Genomic DNA, 21,777 nt, shown 5'->3' with positions numbered 1-21,777 from the left:
CCGCGATTGCGCCGACCACAATGCCTGTCTTCTAGGTCATTGCCCCATGTGCGGCAAACAAAAAATTTTTATCAATGCGCAAGAATGGCTGATGAATTATTCTATTTCGTAGGGGAGATGCGCAACAGTTTACCTTTGGAGGAATCGGTGAGAAGCCAAAGCGCACCGTTTGGTCCTGAACTGACATCCCTAATGCGGCCATAGGCATTTTCCAGCAAGATCTCTTCTCCGGTCACTTCGCCGCCGATGACTGTTAACCTGATCAGCTTTTTATGTTTGAGGGCTCCGACAAACAGGCTGTTCTGCCAGTGAGGAAAAAGAGTGCCGCTGTAGAAGGCGAGACCGGACGGTGCGATCGATGGGTCCCAATAGTAGACGGGCTGCTCCATACCATCTGCTGCGCTGCCTTTGCCGATTTTGCCTCCGGTGTAATGCTTGCCATAGCTGATCGTCGGCCAGCCGTAGTTTTTGCCCGCCTCGGGCCGATTGATTTCATCGCCGCCACGCGCACCATGCTCCACGGTCCAGAGCTTGCCTGTTAGTGGGTGGATGGCCGCGCCTTGCGGGTTTCGGTGACCAATGGACCAGAGGCCGTCACGTGCGGACCCGCTTGTTGGGGCAAAGGCAGGATTGTCAGCCGGATTAGTCCCGTCTGCGAGGAGGCGGATGACCGACCCTGATGCGTTGCTGGTGTCCTGCGCGCGCGGGCGTTCGCCGTGGTCACCAAAGGTGACATAGAACGTGCCATCCGGTGCAAAGGCGATGCGGGAGCCAAAGTGGTGGCTGGCAGAGCTGGGTTTGACTTGATACAGAAGCTGATGGTCAGTGAGGGTTGGCTCTTCGCTGTTCAGGCCTGTGAGTTTTGCCCGCACGACAGCGGTGCCCGAACCGCCTTTGACTTGTCTGGCGAGGGTGAAATAGACCCAGCCATTGTTTTTGAAGTCGGGATGAAGTGCCACGTCCAACAAGCCGCCCTGTCCCTCCACTTGGGCGCGAGGAGGCTTTGAAACCTTGACTTTCTTGCCGGTTTTTATATTGACCAACCAAAGCGAACCAATCCTTTCGGTTACCAAGGCACTGGATGGTGTGACAAACGCCATGCCCCATGGACGATTGAACTCAGCGATGTCTTCAACCGTGATTGGGCCGTGTTGGGTCTGGTGTTGGGCTGTTTTGCTCATCGCGCTTTGCACGGACAATAACAACAAACAGATTGCAGGCAAAAAACGAACCGGTGTGCGCATTATAACAAGCTCCTCGTTGGTGTTCTGGTGGTGTTACCATTGCGGCTGGACCAGATTGAGGCAAGTCACTTGCTGGTGATCACTGGGGGGCGACGCGATCGGCTATCGCGATGAACCGCAGGGGGCCCTCAATCAAGCTGTCGAAGGGCCAGCAGGACGTTATGATCAGTTGCGATGACTGGGTGTCTTTGATCAGGCCTGACTGATCCCAGCGGACGATGCGCATCTCATTTACTTGATAGATCATTGAAGGGCCAGCCATTGGCTCCACTTTGATCAGGGCTCCTTGTTCGAGACGGAAAAGGGCCTTGAAATGCGTGTCTCTGTGGGCTGCAATTACGCTGGTCCCGTTGCCGCCCAAAGAGGCGGATTGCTCCAGAAGCACAGGACCAAACGCAAGGGCCTCACCGCCGGCTTCCTTGAGGACTATGGCTTGTAGGTTCAATGCTTTGATAGAGAGTTTGGCTACGGGCCAACTGTCCGCCCATGACCATGCTTTTTGTGGCTGTCCGGTTTCGCGGCTGGTTTGCCATGCGCGCTCAAGCAGATATTGAGCTAGCTGAGCCTTCATGGGAATCCAAAAGCCCCAAAGCACAAACCCGCTGCCCACAAGGCTGAGCAGCAAAACTGCCATGGGTAGGGTTCGGGGTAATAGGCTTTTCAAATGATGACAGAGAGGCAAGGGTGTGCCGCTTTCTGTTGTTGGGGTTAGAATGTAACAGCGCGCGAGCATGTGTCTCGCGCGCTTTACTCTAGTTAGCTTGCTTTTGAATTTGAACCGGCGTTGGGGCCGATTTGGCGCCATTGCATCCATGCAAACAGGCTACCCGCCAGTGACAACAGTGCGATCCCCAATATGATCATCAGGTCAGAAGATGTTGCTGTTTTGGGTAGCATGATCTGTGGCTGCGTGTTCTGCGCACTGGCCATCTGCATGGGAGCAGACTGCGGTGCTGGTTTCACTGCCAATAGGGTCGCACTGGCAGCAAATCGCTGCGATATGCCCGATTTCTTTATGCGGGCCGTGGGGGATGTCATCGCTTGTGACCTCAGGCCCTGTGGTGCTTGGGCTGCCATTTCTGCTTCAGCACCAAAGACTTTATCCATTTCCCAACCATCAGGTAGATTCAGCGGTACTTTTTTGCTGTCCAGCGGGGTTTCGCTTGGTCGTGAAGGGGTGACGTCAATGGCGACAAGGCTTGTGAGGCGGGTGACAAGATGATGCTGGAGGCCCAAACTCTCAATCGCTTTGTCGAGAGCTGTGTTGTTATTGGAGAGCAGGCGCTCATTTTCCAACTGGCGGATTTTGCCGCGTGCCCACAGCTTGCCGATGGCTTGTGATTTGGCCGCTTTGGCCAGATCGACGCTCATACTCCAAGGCTGGTTGTCAAAACGACCTTTGAGGGTCAGTTTATCACCCAGCTTTTGGGCTTTAATTGCCACAATGACCGGCTCGCCCAAATAAAGGTCGGGAAGATCGCTAGGAGATGCCTCAACGCCTTCTGCCCCTTCCAGTTCGATTTCCAAGTCGGTGGCGGCTGGTGTCGTCAATTGGGTGAAAAGCGAGCCCATTTGACTTTTGACTTCGGCAATGTCGCCGATATGGGTGAAGGTGCCGCGTCCCACTTCAGCCGCACGGGACATGAAAAAGCTGTTGGGTGCAGAGCCAATGCCGACGGTGAAAATGCGGGAACGACCCTTTTGGGATTTGATCGCTTCGAACAATTGACGTTCATTGCCGATGGCCCCATCGGTCAAAAAGATAACCTGTCGCAGTGTCGGAGCTTTGGGGTTCGGGTCCTTTAACGCCTCGAGCATCGCTGGCAGCATTTCGGTGCCGCCTTCCGCTTTGATCGACCGAACCCAGTCTTGTGCCGTGTCGATGGTTTCGCGATCTGCAGTTTTTGATGCAGAGAACAATTGGCTCATCTGGTTGTTGAAGCGGATGATCTGGAATTTGTCTTGCGGCTTCAACTGTCCCAACGCTTCAATCAAACTGGATTTGGCTTGCTTGATGGAGGGGCCGGCCATGGAACCGGACTGGTCGATGACAAAGATGACTTCGCGGTCAGGTGCTGTCAGGGTTTTGCTCAACTTGTAGGGCGGAGTGATATAGGCCAGCACATAGTGTTCGGCGGATTTGGCGTCGGCGTCGGTCTTGTTCCCATCGCCGATGCGTGTTTGGGTGAAGAGCCCCAGATTGGGCGTTTGGCCTGCTTTTCCCGTCCATGTCAGCAGGAAATCTTTGTCCGCTGGGACTGCGTCTTGTTTCAGGGTCAGGGTGATGGTGTCGTCATTGCCAGGCTCGATGTTGACATCATGATAGTGGCTGACAACATCTTCCAGCGGGAAACCGGCTTTGAGGGCAACGGTTAATGTAACCGGATTGGTTTTGGGTTCTTTTTCGGGGTCCAGAACCGGCGCTGTTATTGTGTCGCGGTCTGGAACAGGGTCTGTATTGCCCCAGCCGTCGTTGCTCTGCTGCTGATTGGCTTGATATTCTATGACGGCTGGAGAGGTTTTGCCATCGGGTTGTAGCGTGGAGCGACCACCAACGGCACACGCAGGGAAAATCGATCGTCTTTGCGCGGCACTGTTTGCTGATATTCAATCTGGATGGTTATGGACTCATTCGGCCCAATGTTGGCTACTGCGTTGGTGAACAGATTGGGTCGCTGCTGTTCTAGCAAACTGGCTTTTTTGCCGTCGCGTTTGGCGGCCTCATATAGGGCGCGGGCTTCCTGTTTGGGTTTGATCAGGCCTTCTATGAGACGGTCGCCGATCTTCATCTTTAACTGATCAACCGCTGCATTGTCAGGCAAAGGGAAGACATAAATGCCCTCTAACCAAGAATCGCTGGGGTTGAGAAATTTTTGAGTGACGATCGCACGGGCCACTGGTCCTGTAACATCGAGCTTGATGTCGGTCGCGACTTTGGGCGCCTCGATGAATTTTCCAGCTTCCTTTGCCTTGAACAACAGGCCGCCGGATTGCATGGCATTGGGCGTAACCAAAAGGGGAGAGATTGTTTGCATCGGCTCGGTGATGGATTGAGCTATTGGCGCAGTTTGCGAGGGGGCTGCATGCGCAGAGGCCACCGTGAGACCGATAGCCATCGCAAGGGCATAAGCCCCCAGCCAGACCTTAAAGGCGGTAGAGATGGATTTGTCGTGACGGCTTTTGTGGCTCAAATCGATGCTGTGCCGAGTGTGTCTGCGTTGAGCAGTGTCTGGCTTGAACAGTGGCATTGTTTTTTCCCGCAGAGGTTTGTTGGTCAATCTGTTTCTGGGAATAGTTTTTCACGAAAATGCGGCTCTCATTTGTGAAAAAAGGGGCGGAAGCGGACCCATATTGTGACCATTGTGTGGCTCGCCAGTTACAAGGTGGTAAGGATGTTCACGTTGGATTTACCGACTTGGAGCTATTGGGTCTTTACATGGATATATTTGTAAATTATAATATTAGGAATAATTAATATAATGGGAGTGTTTCCATGTGTCTTGATCGCGCTATGTTCGCCTTTGCCGGAGCTATGATTTTGGTATCGGTCGTGCTGACTGCATTTGTCAGCCCTTTGTTTGTTTGGTTCACCGTCTTTATCGGTGCCAACTTGTTTCAATCTGCCTTCACTGGCATCTGTCCGGCTGCCATGATTATGAAAAAGCTTGGTCTTAAACCAGGCAAAGCTTTTCAATAAGATTTTCTCTTTTTGGCGACGCCATAAATAATGAAGCCGCGGTGAATGCCGCGGCTTTTTTGTTTGAGGCCTTGTTGCCAGGATAATGATTACCCTTTGGGATGTTTGAGCAGTTCTGGCTCTTGTTCTTCAAGATAGGCTTCTTCGGCTTCGGTCAGCTCAATCCGTTCGTATCCTGTGATCATGGTCCTGATGTAATGGAAGACTGTTTTGCCCGTCGTTGTCATATAAACATGGATGACAACAAAGGTGATCATCATGAAAGCAGCTGCCGTATGGGCAAAGGCCACCAGCGTGAAGAGTTGCCGTCCACTATCGAGATGAGCCCAGAGATTGTAGAGTAAATAGGCAATGCCAGACAGCCACAATGCTGGACCTATGATCACCATGAAGGTGAGATAGGCCAGTGATTGCAGGGCGTTTTGTTTGCGTTTGAGGCTCTTGGAATAGGGATGTGGAGCACCGGTTATAATGCCAAAAGCATAGAATTTGATTACGGCGAGCAGGCCTTTGTTGTTTGGTAAATAATGGCGCCATTGGCCCGTCGTGAAGTTCCAAAAAGTGGTGAAGAGCCACAAAATGATAAGCACAATCGCTGCAATGGTGTGGATCATGACCGCCAGAGGAAAGGGAATGAGATCAAACGTGCCATGCAGATTAAAGCCGCTGATGGCAAGAATGAAAATCAGTAGGGCTTGCGACCAGTGCCAGAATCGCTCGTAGCGGGAATAGATCTTTACAGCCCGTTTGCTTGCATCTGGTTTGTCTGCGTGTGCATTGTTGCCAGAGCCCGAGGGTGAAGAGGTAATATCAGTCATCATTTTGTCCCCTTATGCCTCATTTTTGCGATTGCGGAACAGGATGCGTAGCAAGCCATGTAGCAAGACACCCAGAAGGGTCAGGCCAAAGGCGGCGTAGCCGATCCAATCAAGCCACTTGAAGGTGTCCCTTCCTGGAAGATAAAGTCCGGTAACGCCGTCAAGTCGGCCATGTTTGGCGTGGCATTCCTGACATCTCACTGCATCCCCTTTTGGTGCGACCATATGGGTGATGGGCCAATACATAATGGTGTCCGCAAAACCCAGTTTGCCGGAATAAGGCTTGTTGACAAACTCCATTCCAGCTTTGACCGATTTGCTCCAGTCAAAGTTGGTCCAGAGCGCAGTGTCGTCTTGGCCGTAGACATGGTTGTTGACCAGCTGGTTGTTTGCCATGTCATAAGGTTGACGGGATTCCATCCGTTTAAAGGGCCAGATGCGAGACTTTCCATCGGTGGGCGAGCCATGCAGGGCGTTTAATTCCACTGGTTTGGTGGGGTCTATTTTATCGTCAATCAAGGTATACGTGTATTTGCCATTGAACCAGGCATAGTGTGGCTGGACATTTTCTTGATATTCAAAATTGCCCTTTTGCGACATATAGCTCAGATGGCCGTGTTCATCTTTGGTGCTGTAGGGTTTGCCGTCTTTCAATTTGCCGGCGGTTGACCAATCCCACAGCGTTTTGGTGGCGACACCACCACGCGCAAATTCGGGGATGTGACAGGTCTGACACGCCACCGTATCGGTATGATCATTCAGTTTGATGCCCATCAGATGGTCGCCCTTGTGGGGGCGGTCCGAGTGGCAGCTTTCACACGAGGCCGATGGTTGCATCAGTCCAGCCATTTGGTCTATTTTGCGGACTTTGGCGGTCTTGGTGTCGTGCCCTTGATTGGTTTTCATCGTTGGTTTGGCTTCGCCGCTGTAACGAGACCCCGGCCATTGGTGACTGGTGCCCGAATGGCAAGCCGTACAGGCCATGTTCAGCCCGTCTTCGCGCATATGCACATCCAGTTTGACGTCCGGATGATTGAGCGAGCTATCAAGATCGCCATGCTTCACACCATCGCCGCCGCCACCATAATAATGGCAAGAGCCACAATTCTGGCGTTGGGGGTTGGTGACTGATTGTGCAGCCTTGGCAAGGTCGGGCGGTTGTTTGATCTCGCCGGCCCAAGGGGTGGGCTCATAAAGCGGATGGCCAGCCTTGGTGGGAAATTTGCTGTAAAGCGCAGTATCTGCATGGCAAACGAGGCAATCGACTGCTTCTGGCTCGCTTGGAGGATCCTTGCGCATGTCGTCCCAGCCGTAGCCTGCGTGACATGAGGTGCATCGAGGTTCGTTGGAGGCTACGTTGCCACAGAAGGCATTGATGACTGTCCGCTTGCCAAGGGTCTGTCCGGTGTCGGGGTTTTTATATTCCCATTTCCAATGGATGGAGCCATGAACTTGGTCTGCGGCTTCTGTGTGACAGGTCAGGCAGGCTTTGGTAACCTCTGGTCCGGACTTAAAATCCTGTTGGAGAATTTCAAACTTTGAATGATCGGCGGTTCCACCAGCGGCCTTGCCGGATAATTGAAGGCCATCGGTTTTTGCGACCGATTGGGGCAAGGGAGAGACTGGGTTGGCTATTGCCAAAGTGGAATTGCAGATTAGCAATAGGCCCGTAGCGGCAGTAACCGTTGAAAATAATGCAGCAAGGGTTCCAAATCGGAGCCGCCGCTGTATGGCTTGGGGGGGTGCAAGGCTCGTCATGGGTCCTCCGAACATTTGCAATATCTGTCAAACGGCTGAACCAGGAAAGTTGAGCCAGAATGGGTCGGTCCTTGTTTAAATAGGTAGCAAAAGTGCGACTCTATCGCGCCAACCTATTAAACAGGATTATAATATACTTGTTTAGAATATTCGACTGTATCTAAGTGGACATTGTGTCACACGACCAAGGATTTAGTCGAAGAGAGACGGGGCTGGATTTTGGGTGAGGGTAGGTGACCTGCATACTTATCAGTATGTTGAATTTTAAAAATCCAAACGGTTTTGCGTGTTGCCTGTACGCAAGGCGGCACCCCTCCGCGACTAATCGCACAGAAATTTGACTTGTTTCAAAAAGGCTTAGCTGGTTGGCGATGGCCAGAAAATTTGTGACTAGGTGAAAATCCGTAGTTTTGAAACATTTGTAGGTTTAGCCCTGTTGGTTGGGTACGAATGTGTGCAAGAATATTAGTCAAACCGCCGCCAAACTGGCCAAATCTAAGGCAGGTTCGCTTGAAAAGTCTCTGGGGCTGCACTAGGGTTGCCCTGCGGACGCGCAGGGGATGCATCTCTGCGCATGGGTTCGTTTGACTCTTTTTAGCTGAATATTTGGAGGGCTCCATGAGCTTTATCGCCGAGCAGCTTTCGCGCGTGAAACCATCTGCAACCATTGCAGTTTCCAACAAGGCGCGTGAACTCAAGGCCGCTGGTCGTGACGTCATCGGTCTGGGTGCCGGGGAACCGGATTTTGATACCCCGGATAATATCAAACAAGCCGGTATTGACGCGATCACACGAGGCGAAACCAAATATACAGCGGTGGATGGCATTCCCGAGCTGAAAAAGGCCATTGCGGCGAAATTCAAGCGCGAAAACGGTCTCGACTATGACCCCGCCCAGTGTTTCGTTGCACCCGGTGGCAAGCCGATCATTTATAATGCCATGATGGCGACGCTTAATCCGGGTGATGAGGTCATCATTCCTGCTCCTTATTGGGTGTCTTATCCCGATATCGTTCTGCTTGCTGGTGGAACGCCTGTAGCCGTTGAAGCAACGATGGAAACGGACTTCAAATTGCAGCCTGAACAATTGGAAGCTGCGATTACTGACAAAACCAAATGGTTCATGTTCAACTCGCCTTCCAACCCGACAGGCGCGGCCTATAGTCGTGAAGAGTTGAAAGCACTGACCGATGTTTTGGTCAAACATCCTCATGTTTGGGTGCTGACCGATGATATGTATGAACATCTGGTTTATGATGATTTTGAATTTGTCACGCCGGTACAGGTAGAGCCTTCTTTGAAGGATCGCACGCTGACCATGAATGGCGTGTCAAAAGCCTATGCCATGACTGGTTGGCGCATTGGATATTGTGCAGGTCCGCTTGAGCTGATTGGTGCGATGCGCAAAATTCAGTCTCAGTCTACGTCTAACCCGACGTCTATTTCGCAGTGGGCGTCTGTGGAAGCGCTGAATGGGCCACAGGATTTCATTCCTGAACGGGCTGCTGTGTTCAAAGAACGCCGCGATATGGTTGTTGCATTGCTCAATGAATGTGAAGGTTTGAGCTGCCCAATGCCTGAAGGAGCCTTCTATGTGTTTCCATCATGTGCTGGCACCATTGGTAAAACTGCTCCATCAGGCAATGTTATCAAAAATGACGAAGATTTTGTCACCGAACTGCTGGAAGGTGAAGGCGTTGCTGTGGTTCAGGGATCTGCCTTCGGTTTGAACCCTTATTTTCGCATTTCCTACGCCACTTCAACAGAGGCTTTGACCGAAGCCTGTGGCCGCATCAAGCGCTTCTGCGCCGCTTTGAAATAATTGATTTCAAAAATTCAGATCACATTCAACGGCCCGCACAAAGTGTGGGCCGTTTTTGGTTGGTCGGATGTATCGGCCTGTTCGCCCCTGTTTTGCGGGTGAAAGGGGGCACAGATTTGTCAAATAGCAGTGACTCAGCGCCGCAATCGCAAGTTTTTTTGCGTTTGATCAAACAGTGCTGCCATTTCTGGGCTAAGCTCATAGCTATTCTGTCCGACAATTTGGCAGTTTGATGCAGTCTTTTGAACAAAGGAGTTCTGTCAAACGCACGATTAACATCAGGTAGGAGCGTGTGCTGTCTGTCAAAGGATGATGCATGTCTGGTGCGGACGTCATACCAAACAGAAAGGAGGATCTGCCATGGGACAAGCAGGCAGAAGAGTCGAGGGTCCACGTTGCGTAGCGATCGTAGGGCCCTTTGGAAGCGGTAAAACTACTCTCCTTGAAGCCATCTTGGCACGCACTGGCGCTGTGAATAAATTCGGATCAGTCGATGCTGGAGGATCCGTCGGCGACAGTTCGAACGAAGCCCGAGCCCACCATATGTCTGTGGAGGCGAACATTGCTGAAACAGACTTTATGGATGACACCTACACTTTTATTGATTGTCCAGGATCTGTCGAATTCCAGTTTGAAAGCCAACCGGCGCTGTCCGCAGTTGATTTGGCTGTTGTGGTTTGCGAACCGGATGTGAAGAAGATCCCGGCGCTGCAGGTCATTTTAAAGAGCCTCGAAGAGCGCAATATTCCCCGCATTCTTTTCCTGAACAAAATGGATAAATGCACCAGCCGTGTGCGTGAGATGGTTGAGGCTTTGCAAGTGGCAAGTGCAGCGCCTCTGTTGTTGCGACAAATTCCCATTTGGAAAGCCGAAAGCGCCATCGGTTATATCGATTTAGCGCTTGAACGTGCCTTTATGTATAATGAGCATGCCCCCAGTGAACTGGTTGATATGAGTGCAACCGATCAAGAACGCGAATGGGACGCGCGTTATTCTATGCTCGAAACACTGTCCGATTACGACGATGTTTTGATGGAACAATTGCTGGAAGATCGCGAACCTTCCGCAGATCAGGTTTTTGAAAATCTGGTTGAAGAAATGCGACAGGGACAGGTTGTTCCGGTTCTGATTGGCGCTGCGGAGCAAGAAAATGGTATCATGCGGCTGCTCAAAGTGTTGCGTCACGAAGGCCCCGGCATTGAGACCACAGCAAAACGACTGTCTTGTCCTGAGCCAACCGATGGGTCAGCTATTCTGCAAGTGATGAAGAGCATACACACATCCCACGGTGGGAAATTGTCTATTTCGCGCATCCTGAAAGGATCCATCAAAGACGGGGATGTTTTTTATGGCGCGGACGGAGATGAAATCGGCCGTATGTCCGGTTTGTTCCATGTTCAGGGGCAAAAAACCATCAAGGACAACCAAGCGGATGTTGGTGAAGTCATTGCGCTGGGGAAATTGGATAATGCCCACACCGGTATAACCCTGACCACATCCAAGGCCGGGATTGATGCGCTCGATAGCCATGCATTGCCTGCACCTGTCTATGCCATGGCGGTTCGGCCAAAAGAACATCGTGACGAGGTCAAGCTGCATGCAACATTGCAAAAACTGGCGGAAGAAGATCCGTCTTTACTGATCGAGCAAAATCAGAATAGCGGTGAGACCATTCTGTATGGTCAGGGCGAAATGCACTTGCGTGTGGCGCTGGAGCGGCTTGAAGGAAAATATTCGATCAACATCGAAAGCCAAGACCCAGCTGTGCCTTATAAGGAAACCATTCGCAAATCTACCAGTGTGCGCGGGCGTCATAAAAAGCAATCTGGCGGGCATGGTCAGTTTGGGGATGTCCTGATTGATATTAAACCCCTGCATCGTGGTGAAGGCTTTGCTTTCACTCAGACGATTACTGGCGGTGTTGTGCCCAAAAACTACTTTGGGTCTGTCGAAAATGGTGTCAAAGATGCCCTTGTGAAAGGACCATTGGCTGGTTTTGAAGTTGTCGATGTTGCTGTTAACCTCAGTGATGGATCCTATCATGCGGTGGATTCGTCGGATCAGGCCTTCCGGTCTGCCGGAACACTGGCAATGCGTGAGGGACTGCCAGACTGTAGTCCGGTTTTGCTCGAACCCATCATGAATGTGAAGATTGCGGTTCCTAACGATGCAACACCCAAGGTCAACACCATCGTGGCGGCCCGACGTGGTCAACTTCTGGGCTATGACGCCCGTCCTGATTGGGAGGGGTGGGATATTGTTGAATCTCTAATGCCTCAGTCCGAGATCGGTAATTTGATCATTGAACTTCGGTCTGTCTCGGCAGGGGTTGCTTCATTCGAGGCTGTTTTTGATCACATGCAAGAGTTGACCGGACGCAATTCTGATCTTGTTATCGAGGCTGCCAAGGCTGCTGAATAAGCTTTAGCAAGACACACCACTATAATAACGGGGCTACTGCCCCGTTTTTCTATGGGGTTCGGGTGTCATTAGGCAGCAGCCGGAGGCGTTTGCCTAAGCCTTTTTTGAGGGCCTTTATCGAACACAATACCCCAGCGTTTGGCCTTGAGTAAGATCGAGCGCATAGCTCAGGGAAACCGGCAACTCTTAAAGGAGTATGGTGCTGCAAGCATTGTTAGCACGTGCGCGATGGTAGAGAAGTGTAGCCATGATTGCCACTTTTTTACAGTACAAGATAAAGGGCCGACTTTAAGAAAGTCTAACCTTACTGTCGACGCGGAACAGCGAATGAACGGCGATACTGTTGTCCCTCAAGTAACACCACACGAGATGGTGATTTGAACGCGAGCAGTTGGGGCGGGTAGTCTTGAACCATGAGGAAGTGTTGGAGAACCATGTCATGTTGATAAAAGCGTTTCGCCCGTGGTCCGTGAAAGAGAGCCTCGCTACCGACGAGCAGATCTATATGAACCGTCGTAAATTTATGCGCGGGTCGTCGTTGCTCATTGGTGGGGCTACCTTGTCGCTGGCTGGGTGCAACAGCGAGGTGGCGCATGATGTTGCCGATGACATGACCCAATCCACCAGCACCTCGGACTATAAAGATCCGACGATGGATCTCTATCCAGCCAAGCGCAATGAGGCCTACAAGCTCGAGCGGGCGGTTACGGATGAGACGGTTAACGCCACTTACAATAATTTCTATGAGTTTGGCTCGCACAAACATATCAGCAAAGCCGCGCAAGCGCTTCAGACCCGCCCGTGGACGGTTAAAATTGACGGCTTGGTGGAAGAGGAGATGGAGCTGGATATTGACAGCCTCATTCGCGCAATGAGCCTAGAAGAGCGGCTGTATCGCCACCGCTGCGTTGAGGCGTGGTCCATGACCATTCCTTGGACAGGGTTTGCTTTTGCTGATCTGGTGAAAAAGGCCAAACCACTGTCTGGTGCGAAATATATTCAAATGGAAACCTTCCAAGACAGTCAGGTGGCCAGTGGCCAGAAGCAAAGCTGGTATCCTTGGCCCTACACTGAAGGGGTGTCGATCGAAGAGGCAATGAACGAATTGGCCTTTTTGGTCACTGGCGCCTATGGCAAGCCGATGGCCAAGCAGTTTGGTGCGCCTTTGCGTTTGGCCTTGCCTTGGAAATATGGCTTCAAATCCATCAAGTCGATCGTGCGCTTCACCTTTACTGACCAGCGCCCCGTGAGTTTTTGGGAGCAATTGGCGCCCAAAGAATATGGTTTTTGGGCCAATGTAAATCCTGAAGTGCGCCATCCTCGCTGGTCACAGGCGAATGAAACGGTGCTGGGCACCGATGATACAATTCCGACGCAGATGTATAATGGCTATGCCGATCAAGTGGCTCACTTATATAAGGAATTGGGTAAAACAGAAATTCTGTTCCGCTAGAAAGTCCCCGCTTTTGTCGCGTGAAAAAGGCTGCCAATTATATGATTGGCAGCCTTTCCTTTGTTTGGCTCATTAATCACTTGTTGGCGCAGCACAGACCTCGGATCGTGTCAGAAATCGCCTGCCTGTACCATTGTCGAGACTGAACATGCCGCCATTGCCGGCAATAGCATCGATGATCAGGTTGGTCGCTCCCCAGCGTTCGCCCTGATCGCGACCGATATAAAAGGGCACGCCGTCAAGCTCTCCGAGCTTCACATCATTGTCCCCGAGCATAAAATCGCTGGCCTCATAGCACATCGGTGCGCTGCCGTCGCAGCAGCCGCCGGATTGATGGAAAATAAGTTTTTCACCATACTGGGCTTTCAGTTGGCGCAAGAGCGCAATTGCGGGCTCTGTCGCCGTTACGCTTGGTGCTGGCTTGTCCTTCATGAAATCCCTCCTCCTTGGTCGTCACAAATGCAGTCGGGCATCAGGGGTTGACCCTGATGCCCTGGGCTTTGGTCAGTCACATCAAGCGACAGTCTTGGGAGACTCAAAAGAAGCCGAGTGCATTGTCGTCATATGACACCAGCAGGTTTTTGGTTTGACGATAATGGTCGAGCATCATCTTGTGATTTTCGCGACCAATGCCGGACTGCTTGTAGCCACCAAATGCAGCGTGTGCCGGATAAGCATGGTAGCAGTTGGTCCAGACGCGGCCAGCCTGAATGTTGCGCCCCATGCGGAACGCTTTGGTGCCGTCACGGGTCCAAACACCAGCGCCCAGCCCATAGAGGGTGTCGTTGGCGATTTCCAATGCTTCGGCTTCGTCTTTAAAGGTGGTCACCGAGACCACCGGACCAAAGATTTCCTCTTGGAAAACACGCATCTTATTGTGCCCAGCAAAGATGGTTGGCTGGATGTAGTTGCCGTTTTCCAAATTGCCACCCAAATGCGCAACGTTGCCGCCCGTCAGAACGTCAGCGCCTTCCTGTTTGCCGATCTCCAGGTAGGAAGAGATTTTTTCCATCTGTTCGACCGAGGCCTGCGCGCCGATCATGGTGTCCATCGACAGCGGGTTGCCCTGTTTAACCGCAGCCACACGGGCCACCGCTTTTTCCATGAAGGCATCATAGATGCTTTCTTGCACCAAGACGCGGCTTGGGCAGGTGCATACTTCACCCTGATTGAGAGCGAACATGGCAAAGCCTTCAAGGCATTTGTTAAAGAAGGCATCATCCTCTTGCATAACATCGGCAAAGAAGACGTTCGGGCTTTTGCCGCCCAGCTCCAATGTCACCGGAATGATGTTCTGCGATGCATATTGCATGATCAGACGGCCGGTGGTGGTCTCGCCGGTGAAGGCTATTTTGGCAATGCGGTTGGACGACGCCAATGGCTTGCCAGCCTCAAGGCCAAAGCCGTTGACGATATTGAGCACACCCGGTGGCAGCATGTCGCCGATCAGTTCCATTAGCACCATGATGGAGGCAGGGGTTTGTTCCGCAGGTTTGAGGACAACACAGTTACCGGCTGCCAGTGCGGGCGCAATTTTCCAGATCGCCATCAGAAGCGGGAAGTTCCATGGGATGATCTGGCCAACCACCCCCAGAGGCTCCTTGATGTGATAGGCAAATGTTTTGGAATCAATTTCACTAATCGACCCTTCTTCAGCGCGTAGCACGCCGCCAAAATAACGGACATGGTCAATGGCCAATGCCACATCTGCAGCAATGGACTCGCGGATCGGTTTGCCATTGTCCATGGTTTCAGCCACTGCTAAAAGCTTGGAATTGGCTTCCATGACATCAGCGATTTTCAGCAACATGTTCGAACGCTCGGTGAGCGATGTGTGCCCCCAAGCAGGAAATGCTGCATGCGCAGCATCTAACGCGGCTTCGATGTCGTCGGCGTTGGAGCGTGCGATCTCGCATAGGATCTCGCCCGAAATAGGTGTTGGATTGGCAAAATACTGGCCCGATTTTGGCTCTACAAATTGTCCATTGATGAAGTTGCCATAACGGCTTTTGAAGGGGAATGGAACATCCAGATGCGATGTGTCCAGTGCAGCGCTGCGGGTATTTGAATTGACTATGTTCATATGTATCCTCCCAGATCGAACATTATGTGGATAGTGTTATGCTCTCTACATAGGAAGTTTCGTGCCAACTCATTAAGTGATTGAAATATATAAATTGATACGACTTTGGTGTGTCACGAAAACGGGACAGTTTGTGCTGCGCTTGGTAGGGCAAGTGACAATTTGTCGCAGTTTGCGTGATCTCTCTGCACTGCGACATTTGTGCATGAAGGTTGGCCATGTTAGGCTTTTGGGGTTCGGAAAATCCGCTCAATAAGCATGGATGCCGGGCATGGGAGGAAAATTTGGCAAGCAATCAATTGAACCGCGCAGGGGTGACCGTGCGCGATCAAAAAACCATTTCTGCATCTTGGGATCGCTGTCGCGATGATTATGGTCTGGATCAGTGGCGCAAGCGTTCTGAAACGGTGGTTCGACGCGAGCAGGTTCGGGACTCAATTGAAACTCTGGGACCTCTGTTCTCGGCCTGCCGCTCTCAAGTGGAGCATATCTTTCAGAATATTGTTGGTTCAGGTCATGCGGTTATCCTGACCGACCGCAGCGGCACCATCATCGAATTTGCGGTGCAATCGGCATTGGAAGATCTGTTTCGGCAATCAGGCTTGCGGCGGGGTGCCGATTGGAGCGAGGCTTGCGAGGGTACCAATGGGATCGGGACTGCCATCCGTGAAAAAACGTCTTTGACCATTTATCGTGATCAGCATTTTCATAACGATCACGCCAGCCTGACCTGCACGGGGGCACCCGTGTTTGATGTCGAAGGAGATGTCTTGGCTTTGTTTGACGTCTCCAGCATTGGCCGAACCGACGATCTGGAGATTTTGGCACATACACGTGCGCTGCTAGAGATGTCTGCACGCTTGATCACGCGCCGTAATTTTCAAGACCATTTTGCCGACCAGTGGATCTTGCGGTTCCATCGCGATGTGGAGCGGGTCGGATTGCTAGAAGAGGGGCTTTTAGCACTGGATCAGAATGGGCGTATTATTGGTGCTGATGAACAGGCCATCAAGCATTTGTCCGCGCCTGATCGGTCAGGGGTCGTCGGGGCTGACATTGGGCATCTGTTCGAGGTGGAACCGGGCCAATTGGCGGACCGCTTGGCCGAGGAGGGGCATGCACCCACCCGCCTGCAAGTGCATACTGACTATGCCAGTAACCATCGCAATATCCACGCCAGCCTGATTGGCCCCAGGGCAGGGCGGGTTAAAGTGGGTAGCTTTGTTTCTCGCCCCAATCGTAAAGGCAAGGGTCCTCGCTCCAAATCGCACACCAAACCTCATAGCAGCGACGCTCTGGAGCGTTTGGTGGGGCAGGACAGTCAATTGCTGTCTTTGGCCAAGAAGGCTGGTAAATTATTAGAGCATGATGTGCCTTTGTTGATTGTTGGAGAGACTGGGGTGGGGAAAGACAGTTTTGCCCGCGCCCTGCACCAATCAAGCGGTCGCGCTGATGCTCCTTTCATTGCGGTTAATTGTGGTGCATTGCCTGAAAATCTCATCGAAGGTGAACTGTTTGGTTACAAGGCGGGGGCGTTTACGGGGGCGCAAGCCAGCGGGTTTAAGGGCCAAGTTCTGGCGGCCAACGGTGGAACGCTGTTGCTTGATGAAATCGGTGATATGCCTTTGTCTGCGCAAACCCGTTTATTGCAGGTGCTGGAACGCCGTCAGGTTACGCCTCTTGGCAGTTCGGTGGGTGTGGACCTTGATATCAGGCTGTTGGCTGCGACCCATCAGCCGTTGGAAAAGCTTTGTAAAGAAGGGCTGTTCAGAGAAGATCTCTATTATCGTATTTGTGGGTTTACGGTAAGCCTGCCGCCTCTACGTGACCGGAGCGACTTGGCCTATTTGATTGGCCGCTTGCTTCCGGAAATGGATTTTGCCAATCAGGCCCATTTCTCGATCGCGGCGCAAGCGATGATCCGCTCTTATGACTGGCCCGGCAATATTCGACAGTTGAAACATGTTCTGAAGACGGCTTCCATTTTGGCCGATGGAGAACCTGTCGCGCCGGAGCATTTGCAGATGATTGAGAAGGACGAAACATGTCCTACGGCTGGTCAAGCTGATCATTCTGAGGCTCAGCCTGTGTTGGACAGTAGATCTTCGGCCTTGGACTTTTCCAATTATGAAAAATACGCGATTGAGCAGGCTTTATCGCAATCCAAATGGAATGTCAGTCTGTGCGCTTCCGCTTTGGGGCTGTCGCGCAATACGCTTTATAGAAAAATGAAACAGCATAATATTCGGCGAAAAAATTGATCAGAAATTAGACAGAAAAATTAGTGCATAATTTTTAATCATTCAAGGGAAGGTGCTGGGTCAGGATTCAAAGCAAAAAAAAAGCCGGACATTAGTCCGGCTTTGAAGTAAATCCGCGCAATTTGCACGGAGCAATCACCTTCCAGAGGGGAACAGCTGGCTACAAATATCGTCGCTGGGAGGAGTTAGCAACGATGATTGCCTTCAGCTGATGCGTATATGCCTATTATTTAGTCTATATGCAACATTTTATGGCGCAAGTCTGCTATGCGTCGAGATCATAGCTTTACGTGCAAATGCGTACTGTACGTGCAAAAAAATTCTGCAACGCGAGAATTCATCTAAAAATGCGATAGAAACGAATTAATAGTGCCAGCTGGCTGCTTTTGAGAGCAAAAAGTCGCGAACGGCATTGATGCGCATTGAGTTCCTAAGTTCGGCTGCGTAGACAAAATAGGTCTCAAAACTTGGCATTTCCACACTTGGGAGCAACTGAACCAGATTGTCCCGTGGGTGCACGACGTAATCGGGAAGAATTGCTATCCCTGCTCCGCGCATCACTGCGCTGCGAATCCCAAGAATATTATTGACCTTTAAGGCCATCGTGCGCCGCTGCCCGGGAGGCAGCCCTGCGGTTTCCAGCCAGTTCATGTCCTTGAGGTAACCTGGGTGGCTATCCCCAAAGCTAATCAGGCGATGATCATTGAGATCATTCATGGACTTTGGTTGACTGAATTTCTTGAGATATTCCGGTGATGCGTACATATGGAAATGCACGGTGAAGAGTTTGCGCTGAATAAGATCGGGTTGGGTGGGTTGATGCAGCCTGATTGCGACGTCAGCCTCACGCATGCCCAGATCGAGATCTTCGTTTTCCAAGCGCAAGTTCAAAGAAATGCCGGGATACAGTTCGAGAAATTCCGGCAAATGCTGCGTTACCCATGCCGACCCAAGTCCAACAGTCGTTGTTAGACGCAATTCTCCTGTTGGCTTCTCTTTGGAGTCTGAAAGATGGGTTCTCACGGTTTCCAGCTTCATGAGAACCTCATGAGCTGTACGATAGAGCAATTCACCCTGTTCTGTCAGGATGAGACCGCGTGCGTGTCGATGGAACAGAGTGACGCCTAGATCCGCTTCAAGAGCGCTCACCTGTCGAGAGATAGCGGATTGGCTCATATGGAGCTTGTCGCCAGCATGCGTAAAGCTGCCTGCGTCGGCTGCCGCGTGAAAAATCCGCAGTTTGTCCCAATCCATCTCACCCTCCAAAGGGATTGCCCAGCGGGCAACCTTCAAGATTTATCACTTTAGAATCCATAACGCGTGCTATGCGTTTGGGCTACTCCAGATATGCAGTTTCTGGCGTAGCCCTTAGTCTAATAAGTTTGTTTGGCAAATCAAAGGGCAAAGGAGAGCTTACACGCTGATTTGTTGGGCAAAATCCGTTATTATTCAGAGTCTTCCAGCTCTGCGAGGTAACGTTCGGCTTCCAAAGCCGCCATACAGCCCATACCGGCGGCGGTTACGGCCTGGCGATACTTATCGTCTGTGACGTCACCTGCGGCATAAACCCCGGGTATGGAGGTGGCTGTCGAATCAGCCGCGGTCCAAACGTAGCCATTGTCTTTCATCTGCAATTGCTCTTTGAACAGATCAACAGCGGGCGCATGGCCGATTGCGACGAAGATGCCGTCTGTGGTCTTTTCTGTCACTTCACCGGTTTTTACATTGCGCAATTTTGCCCCTGTGACACTGGGAGGGAAGCCCTCTTTACCGACAAACTCTTCCACGACGGTATCCCAGATCACATCAATTTTGGGGTTTTTCTCCAGCCGGTTGATCAGAATTTTTTCGGCACGGAATTCGTCTCGGCGGTGGATCACCGTCACCTTGTCGGCGTGGTGGGTCAGATATAGCGCCTCTTCCACTGCAGTATTGCCACCGCCAATGACCAACACTTCTTTGCCGCGATAAAAGAAACCATCGCAGGTGGCACAGGCCGAAATACCAAAGCCTTGGAATTTCGTCTCTGACTCCAACCCCAGCCAACGTGCCTGAGCACCCGTTGCGATGATGATGCTGTCTGCGGTGTATTGGGTACCGGAGTCACCATTGGCCTTGAAGGGGCGCGATGACAGGTCAACGTCGGTGATGATGTCTGATACGAGCTTGGTGCCGACATGGGCAGCCTGTGCTTTCATCTGTTCCATCAACCAAGGGCCCTGTATTTCCTCTGCAAAGCCGGGATAATTTTCGATCTCGGTGGTGATAGTCAACTGACCGCCTTCCTGCATTCCTGCAACAAGGGTTGGTTCCAGCATGGCGCGTGCGGCGTAAATCGCGGCTGTGTATCCTGCTGGACCGGAGCCAATGATCAAGACTTTGCTGTGCATCGGTGTTTCTTTCTCTATCGGAATGTTTGTGATCGGTCGATGTCTGGGTGTTTTCCAATTAGCGGCTAGGATAGGTCAAGTGTCTTTTAGCAGATGCCGAATTTCGTCTGCAATCAATTCTGTTGCATCAATAGGCGCACGGTCTCCGGTTTCTAGCGGACCGTCAAGGCGTTGCACCCAAGGCTGCTGAACAAGTTGATCAATTGTTCGTTTGAGTTTTTCTGGATAGGCATCTGGTTCAAAAATATAGACTGGCACTGACGTGGCAAGCACGTCTGACAACATGGAGTGCGAATCTGCGGTGACGATAATCGCGTCCGCAAGTGCCATCATTGTAAAGTAGGGGTTTTCTCCTTCTCCGTCCCAAATCCAGTGCGGTCGTCCTTGCAAGGCTTGCCGAACGGCCGCCATCAGGTGATCCGGCGTGCGACGGGATGGGGTGACCATAACCGAGAAATGGGATGGTAGAACGTCCGACAAATAGCGCGCCAATCGACGTGATGCGGCTTTGCCGAACTGTTCTTTTGCTGTGTCACCACCCAGAATGAGGCTCACACTTGGCCCTGGTAAATGATGCAAAGCTTGTGGACCGGTCGTGCGTGCGTGGCGCAAAACTTCCGTCGTCACTCTGTGTGGTCCGGTGAGTGTCGCCATGACATTTTTGCCGCGCCTAGCATCATGAAAGGGTACCCAAATGAGGTCGGCATTGAGTGAGTTCGTGCGCGGATCTTTGAGAAAGACAGTGAGTGTTTGAGGGCTGGCTTTTTTCAGAGTCCGCAAATAGGAAACTGCGCGCCTGCCTGACGCGATCGCAACATCGGGGAAGTGCCCGTGCAACGGCGATGTTTCACGGTCTGGATGATCGGCAAATGGGATGGGTCCCCACGGCATGGCCATAGCCCAGAATTTACTCGGATTTACATGGCGGATTTCGATGTCGCCACCCAAGCGTTCAGCCACACCAAGGCACTGGTTTTCATCACCTGCTTTGCCGTCGCTCAATAGCCAGATCTTACGCTCGCCGTCAGCCGTCACGCTGTTCTCCTTCAGGTTGTATTATTCCGAATCATTCACAAAAATGTTGATCTATGTCAGAAATGAGAACAAAAATGTGTCAAAACTTCCCATCTTGGTCCGTTTATGTCTATGATAAGAAACCATAGAGCGTTATACCAATTGCCACTGCCTGTGATATTCCCCCCCTTCTGGGTTCACCAAAAATAAGAGACCTATTGCATTGAAAGCAAGACTAGACCCAATTGACTGGAAAATCCTGAAAGAGTTGCAGGATGATGGTCGTATTACCAATGTGGAGCTAGCGCGCCGTGTTGGTATATCGGCACCGCCGTGCCTGCGCCGGGTGCGTGCTTTGGAAGAAGCTGGCATCATCAAAGGCTACCGGGCCATTGTTGACGAAAAGCAAATTGGCTTTGACGTCACTGCCATTGCCATGGTCGGTTTGCACAGCCAGTCCGAGGCTGATCTGGTGGCGTTTGAAAAGCTTGTCGGGTCTTGGACGCAGGTGCGCGAATGCTACATGTTATCGGGCGATATTGATTTTGTGTTGCGCTGTGTGGCTCCCGATCTGCAGGCCTTTCAGTCCTTTGTCATCAACGAACTGACGTCAGCACCCAATGTTGACAGCGTGCGGACATCTTTGACTATTCGTCAGAGCAAAAACGATCCCAATGTGCCCATCGATTTGGGTGATTGATTTCGTAAAATGGACGGCGTTGCAGTCGTGGTGTTTCGCCCCTGAGCGATAGCAGACTAAAAAGCGCGTTGATTTATTAACGCGCTTTTTATTTGTCAGGTACCTGCTGAATTTCTC

Annotated in this window: 18 protein-coding genes; 7 read left to right on the top strand and 11 right to left on the bottom strand. The window is 51.6% G+C overall.

The window, feature by feature from the left end:
• Positions 1-101: 101 nt before the first annotated feature.
• The 3 genes from C0081_RS02565 to C0081_RS23465 all read right to left on the bottom strand — a co-directional run bounded on the left by C0081_RS02565 (position 102) and on the right by C0081_RS23465 (position 3,368).
• Complete coding sequence (locus tag C0081_RS02565) at positions 102-1,244, bottom strand: PQQ-dependent sugar dehydrogenase (RefSeq protein ID WP_101532212.1); 1,143 nt, start codon at positions 1,242-1,244, stop codon at positions 102-104.
• A 79-nt stretch (positions 1,245-1,323) separates the two neighbouring features.
• On the bottom strand, positions 1,324-1,878 hold the full coding sequence (locus tag C0081_RS02560) for a class GN sortase (protein ID WP_180966727.1): 555 nt from the start codon (positions 1,876-1,878) through the stop codon (positions 1,324-1,326).
• A 122-nt stretch (positions 1,879-2,000) separates the two neighbouring features.
• The gene (locus C0081_RS23465) at positions 2,001-3,368 is read right to left on the bottom strand and encodes a VWA domain-containing protein (protein WP_245417831.1); all 1,368 of its coding nucleotides are present in this window, start codon (positions 3,366-3,368) and stop codon (positions 2,001-2,003) included.
• Between the two features lie 3 nt (positions 3,369-3,371).
• On the opposite strand from C0081_RS23465, the gene C0081_RS23460 reads away from it, so the two are divergent.
• Positions 3,372-3,620, top strand: coding sequence for a hypothetical protein (locus C0081_RS23460; RefSeq protein WP_245417830.1), 249 nt, complete (start codon positions 3,372-3,374; stop codon positions 3,618-3,620).
• 125 nt (positions 3,621-3,745) lie between these two features.
• Here C0081_RS23460 and C0081_RS23455 read toward each other — a convergent pair whose 3' ends face one another.
• Positions 3,746-4,492: a VIT domain-containing protein gene (locus C0081_RS23455; protein ID WP_245417829.1), complete on the bottom strand. Its 747-nt coding sequence runs from the start codon at positions 4,490-4,492 to the stop codon at positions 3,746-3,748.
• A 245-nt stretch (positions 4,493-4,737) separates the two neighbouring features.
• On the opposite strand from C0081_RS23455, the gene C0081_RS02550 reads away from it, so the two are divergent.
• Positions 4,738-4,941: a YgaP family membrane protein gene (locus C0081_RS02550; protein WP_101532210.1), complete on the top strand. Its 204-nt coding sequence runs from the start codon at positions 4,738-4,740 to the stop codon at positions 4,939-4,941.
• An 89-nt stretch (positions 4,942-5,030) separates the two neighbouring features.
• Here C0081_RS02550 and C0081_RS02545 read toward each other — a convergent pair whose 3' ends face one another.
• Together C0081_RS02545 and C0081_RS02540 are read right to left on the bottom strand one after the other, a co-directional pair.
• The gene (locus C0081_RS02545) at positions 5,031-5,762 is read right to left on the bottom strand and encodes a cytochrome b/b6 domain-containing protein (protein WP_210200360.1); all 732 of its coding nucleotides are present in this window, start codon (positions 5,760-5,762) and stop codon (positions 5,031-5,033) included.
• A gap of 9 nt (positions 5,763-5,771) precedes the next feature.
• Positions 5,772-7,517, bottom strand: coding sequence for a tetrathionate reductase family octaheme c-type cytochrome (locus C0081_RS02540; RefSeq protein WP_101532209.1), 1,746 nt, complete (start codon positions 7,515-7,517; stop codon positions 5,772-5,774).
• A 618-nt stretch (positions 7,518-8,135) separates the two neighbouring features.
• Here C0081_RS02540 and C0081_RS02535 point away from each other — a divergent pair.
• From C0081_RS02535 to msrP, 3 genes are all read left to right on the top strand, one after another.
• Positions 8,136-9,338, top strand: coding sequence for a pyridoxal phosphate-dependent aminotransferase (locus C0081_RS02535; RefSeq protein ID WP_101532208.1), 1,203 nt, complete (start codon positions 8,136-8,138; stop codon positions 9,336-9,338).
• A gap of 360 nt (positions 9,339-9,698) precedes the next feature.
• Positions 9,699-11,759, top strand: a complete 2,061-nt coding sequence (locus C0081_RS02525) for an elongation factor G (protein WP_101532206.1) — start codon at positions 9,699-9,701, stop codon at positions 11,757-11,759.
• 439 nt (positions 11,760-12,198) lie between these two features.
• Complete coding sequence (gene msrP / locus C0081_RS02520; RefSeq protein WP_101532205.1) at positions 12,199-13,212, top strand: protein-methionine-sulfoxide reductase catalytic subunit MsrP; 1,014 nt, start codon at positions 12,199-12,201, stop codon at positions 13,210-13,212.
• A gap of 72 nt (positions 13,213-13,284) precedes the next feature.
• Here msrP and C0081_RS02515 read toward each other — a convergent pair whose 3' ends face one another.
• Together C0081_RS02515 and adh are read right to left on the bottom strand one after the other, a co-directional pair.
• A complete protein-coding gene (locus C0081_RS02515; protein WP_101532204.1) occupies positions 13,285-13,644 on the bottom strand; it encodes a DUF779 domain-containing protein in 360 nt (119 codons plus the stop codon).
• 103 nt (positions 13,645-13,747) lie between these two features.
• The gene (gene adh / locus C0081_RS02510) at positions 13,748-15,295 is read right to left on the bottom strand and encodes an aldehyde dehydrogenase (protein ID WP_101532203.1); all 1,548 of its coding nucleotides are present in this window, start codon (positions 15,293-15,295) and stop codon (positions 13,748-13,750) included.
• A 284-nt stretch (positions 15,296-15,579) separates the two neighbouring features.
• Here adh and C0081_RS02505 point away from each other — a divergent pair, with 284 nt between their 5' ends.
• Positions 15,580-17,556: a sigma-54-dependent Fis family transcriptional regulator gene (locus C0081_RS02505; protein ID WP_180966726.1), complete on the top strand. Its 1,977-nt coding sequence runs from the start codon at positions 15,580-15,582 to the stop codon at positions 17,554-17,556.
• 363 nt (positions 17,557-17,919) lie between these two features.
• Here the strand turns inward: C0081_RS02505 and C0081_RS02500 are convergent, their stop codons facing one another.
• The 3 genes from C0081_RS02500 to C0081_RS02490 form a co-directional block, all read right to left on the bottom strand.
• A complete protein-coding gene (locus tag C0081_RS02500) occupies positions 17,920-18,822 on the bottom strand; it encodes a LysR family transcriptional regulator (RefSeq protein WP_210200370.1) in 903 nt (300 codons plus the stop codon).
• Between the two features lie 179 nt (positions 18,823-19,001).
• Positions 19,002-19,946 (bottom strand): thioredoxin-disulfide reductase, encoded by a 945-nt coding sequence (gene trxB, locus C0081_RS02495; RefSeq protein ID WP_101532200.1) that lies wholly within the window; start codon positions 19,944-19,946, stop codon positions 19,002-19,004.
• Between the two features lie 75 nt (positions 19,947-20,021).
• On the bottom strand, positions 20,022-20,981 hold the full coding sequence (locus tag C0081_RS02490; RefSeq protein ID WP_180966725.1) for a mitochondrial fission ELM1 family protein: 960 nt from the start codon (positions 20,979-20,981) through the stop codon (positions 20,022-20,024).
• A gap of 202 nt (positions 20,982-21,183) precedes the next feature.
• Between C0081_RS02490 and C0081_RS02485 the strand changes: the two genes are divergently transcribed.
• Complete coding sequence (locus C0081_RS02485) at positions 21,184-21,660, top strand: Lrp/AsnC family transcriptional regulator (protein ID WP_101532198.1); 477 nt, start codon at positions 21,184-21,186, stop codon at positions 21,658-21,660.
• The last annotated feature ends 117 nt before the right edge of the window (positions 21,661-21,777 follow it).

Source organism: Cohaesibacter celericrescens, assembly GCF_002866925.1.
Taxonomy (GTDB): Bacteria; Pseudomonadota; Alphaproteobacteria; order Rhizobiales; family Cohaesibacteraceae; genus Cohaesibacter; species Cohaesibacter celericrescens.
This window is presented reverse-complemented; position numbering and strand designations above follow the sequence as displayed.